Here is a 3,400-nt window from a genome sequence, read left to right as displayed (position 1 = left end):
TGGGGCGAAGAATGGGCGGGGAGATCGCTCAGTCCATCCGAGATCGTCGCACGACTCGTAGCCCTCAATCACGCGCGCGCTGCCGAAGAGGCGCAAGGACAAATACGTTGGCTGCGACCGAACTACCAAGAGCCCCGGTTTAGAAAATAACCAACTCGGTAAAAAGAACTTGACAGCGTCACGCTGGTTTGGTAAATCTTGTCACGATCTACAAATGCGGGGCAGGCGCAGAAGGAAATTTGGCACAACGAAAGTCTGGCAGTCCTGGACGTGCTGGTCGCGGGCGCGGTCGAGGAGCCGCCGCGGGTGGCGCCGCCCGGGTCGCCGGTGGCGGGGGCGTGCTACATCGTCGCCGCGAGCCCCACTGGGGCGTGGGTTGGGCATGCCGGGCAGGTCGCGGCCTACACCGCGGGCGGGTGGCGGTACGTGCTGCCGGTCGAGGGGATGCGGCTGCTGGTCAAGTCGACAGCGGTGACCGCGGCGTATCGCGCGGGCGCGTGGGAGCTTGGGGTGGCGCGCGTGGCGACGGTCACGGTCGGCACAAACCAGGTGGTCGGCGCGCGCGGCGCGGCGGTCGCCGATCCCGCCGGCGGTGGGGCGATAGACGCCCAAGCGCGCGCCCCGATCGTCGCGATTTTGGGCGCATTGCGCACGCACGGGCTGATTGCGCCGTAACGCGGGAACCAAGCCGCGTTTCGTCCGCTGGTGCGGACATGAAAAACATCTTTCCATTGCTCGCCCTCGTGCCGCTTGCCGCGTGCGGCGGCGAGCCCGCGCAACAGCCCGTTTCGAACGACTCCACCGCGGTCGCCGCGGCTCAGCCGGCAACCGCCGCGCTCAACAATGCGGCGGGCAATAATGTCGGCCAGGTGTCGCTCACCGAGGGGCCCGACGGGGTCACGATCAAGCTCGCTGCGACCGGCCTTTCGCCCGGCGCGCACGGCATCCACGTCCATACCGTCGGGCGCTGCGAAGGGCCCAAGTTCGACAGCGCCGGGCCGCACTGGAACCCGGCGGGCAAGAAGCACGGCCGCGACAATCCCGATGGCGCGCATCTCGGCGACCTCGTCAATTTCGATGCCGCCGCCGATGGGCGCGGCGAGGCGAGCTTCGTGATCGCCGGCGCGACGTTGCGCGAGGGCGCGCAGGCGGTGATCGACGGCGACGGCGCGGCGGTGGTGATCCACGCCAAGGCCGACGACTATAAGACCGACCCGAGCGGCGACAGCGGCGACCGCATCGCCTGCGCCACGCTCGGCGGTTAAAGCCGGGGCGCGCCCTCGGCTTCGGCGGCGCGCGCTTCCTTGCTCGCTTCGACCGCGCCGATCCGGCTCGACGCGAACCACAAGGCGAGCATCGTCAGCGGCGGGACGATGTACAAGGCAAACACGCCGGTCGCGAGGTCGCCGGTGACCGCGGCGACCTTGCCCGCCCAGTAAGGGCCGAGCGCCAATCCCACCATCGACGTGCCGAGAATGTAGGTCGCGCCGGCGGTGCCGCGCATCCGCGGCAGCACGAGGTCCTGCAGCGTGGCGACCGCGGCGCCGACCCACATCGCGCCACATAAATTGGTGTAGGCCGCGAGCCAGTAGACGGTCGTCAGATCGGCGCTGGTGTACATCCACGCCACCGCGGGGACCGGCAACACCACCGCGAGCATGTTGACGTACAGGCGGCCGGCGGGGTGGCGTCGGCGCCAGGCATCGGCGAGGATGCCGCCGAGGATCACGCCCAGCGCCGACATCGCCGCCGCGCTCCAGCCGTAGATGGTCGACACTTCCTCCGCCGCGGTGCGCCCGACCATCAGCAAGGCGGCGTCGGTGGGGCCGGTGTAAAAGGTGCGCAGGATGTAGGGCGGGGCCCAGAAGGTCACCGCATAAGTGACGAAGCTGATGCTGCCGAAGGTGATCGCCAGCAGCACGGTCAGCGGGGTGCCCCAGATCAGGCGGTGGGTGGCGGGGTCGCGCGCTTTCAAGGATTGGGTCCACGAGAACACCGCGTAGGCGCCGGTCCACCACGCGACCCATTGCGGCCAGTCGCCCGACAATGTGCCGAGGATTCCAGCGCCGGCCGCGCAGGCGACCAGCATCAGCAAGTTGGGGCCGAGCGCGCCGGGGATGCGGGTCGCGCTGGCGAGGGTCAGCGGGGGGAGGATCGCGGCGAGCTCGCGCCCGAACTCGCGCCACGCATTGGGGCGAACGATCGGCGACGGGTTGCCGTCCGACGCGCCGCGCTGCGGCTCCTTCAAGGTCCACACCCACAAAGCGAGCAGCAGCCCGGGCAGCCCGACCGCCATGAACGCCGCCTGCCACGGGGCAAGGCCGAGCGGGGCGGCGGCGGGATCGGGGAAGCGGCGCGCCCATTCGGCGAGCACGAAGCCGCCGATCGGCAGCGACAGGCCGCCGCCGATGTACAGCCCGCTCGAGTAGATCGAGAGCGCGGTGGCGCGGCGCTCTTTCGGGAAATAATCGGAGATCATCGAGTAGGCCGCGGGCGACGCGCTGGCCTCGCCGATGCCGACCCCGACGCGCGCCGCGGCGAGCATCGCGAAGCTCGACGCAAACCCCGACAAAGCGGTCATCGACGACCACAACGCCAGCCCGATCGCCATCAACTTGCCGCGGTACCAGCTGTCGGCGAGCCGCCCGAGCGGGATCCCGAACAGCGAATAGAAGACCGCGAAGGCGGTGCCGTAGAGGAAGCCCAGTTGCGCGTCGTCGAGCGCTAGGTCGGCCTTGATGCTCTCGGCGAGGATCGAGACGATCTGGCGGTCGATGAAATTGAACGCGTAGACGATCACGAACAGGATCAAGGCGTACCACGCGTAGGCGGATACTTTCACGCGGTGAGGGGGCGCTTGGGCGGCGTCTGGCGCGGGTGGCGCGGCGGGTTCGGTCATGCGCCCTCCGGATGGTGCGGAGGCGCAGTGTGGCGGGCGGGGGGCATTGGGGCAAGGCCGGCGCCGCGGCCGCCCGATGCGAGCATCGCAGCCAGCGCATTTGGCCCGCCGCGTCGTTCATCCTAAGCTCCGCCGCGGGGGGCGGCCGTGGACAATTTCAGCTTCGTCTTTTCGCTGTTCGGGCTGCTCATGGGGCTCGCGCTGGCCGAGGTCATCGGCGGGTTCGGCGCCGCGATCGAATTGCGCCACAAAGTGCGCATCGGCTGGCTGTCGCCGCTGCTCGCGGTGCTCATCGCGTTCGACCTGACCAGCTTCTGGATGGTCGCGTGGCAGCTGCGCGAAGGGATCCCGGTCAACTTCCTCAGCCTCGCCGGCGGGCTGGTCATCTTCGGCGCCTACTACCTCATCGCGCAGCTCGCCTTCCCCGACGACCTCGATCTGTGGCCCGACCTCGACGTCTATTATTTCGCGCACAAGCAATGGCTGCTCGGCGGGGTCTAT

Annotated in this window: 3 protein-coding genes and 1 pseudogene; 3 read left to right on the top strand and 1 reads right to left on the bottom strand. The window is 69.2% G+C overall.

Features of this window, described 5'->3' with window-relative positions:
- The first annotated feature begins 198 nt into the window (after positions 1 to 198).
- Both RMP08_RS03350 and RMP08_RS03345 read left to right on the top strand, forming a co-directional pair.
- Entirely contained in the window at positions 199 to 675 is a 477-nt protein-coding gene (locus tag RMP08_RS03350; protein WP_310467574.1) for a DUF2793 domain-containing protein, read from the top strand.
- A gap of 38 nt (positions 676 to 713) precedes the next feature.
- Entirely contained in the window at positions 714 to 1,265 is a 552-nt protein-coding gene (locus tag RMP08_RS03345; protein ID WP_310467573.1) for a superoxide dismutase family protein, read from the top strand.
- On the opposite strand, the gene RMP08_RS03340 is transcribed toward RMP08_RS03345, so the two are convergent.
- On the bottom strand, positions 1,262 to 2,842 hold the full coding sequence (locus tag RMP08_RS03340) for an MFS transporter (RefSeq protein WP_310467572.1): 1,581 nt from the start codon (positions 2,840 to 2,842) through the stop codon (positions 1,262 to 1,264). The two genes, RMP08_RS03345 and RMP08_RS03340, sit on opposite strands and share 4 nt — an antisense overlap.
- A 204-nt stretch (positions 2,843 to 3,046) precedes the next feature.
- Between RMP08_RS03340 and RMP08_RS03335 the strand changes: the two are divergent.
- Positions 3,047 to 3,400: pseudogene (locus RMP08_RS03335) on the top strand (hypothetical protein); the annotation flags it as partial.

It is taken from the genome of Sphingomonas sp. (assembly GCF_031426035.1).
Classification (GTDB): domain Bacteria; phylum Pseudomonadota; class Alphaproteobacteria; order Sphingomonadales; family Sphingomonadaceae; genus Sphingomicrobium.
The sequence above is the reverse complement of the archived record's forward strand: the minus strand, read 5'-3'. Positions and strand labels throughout refer to the sequence as shown.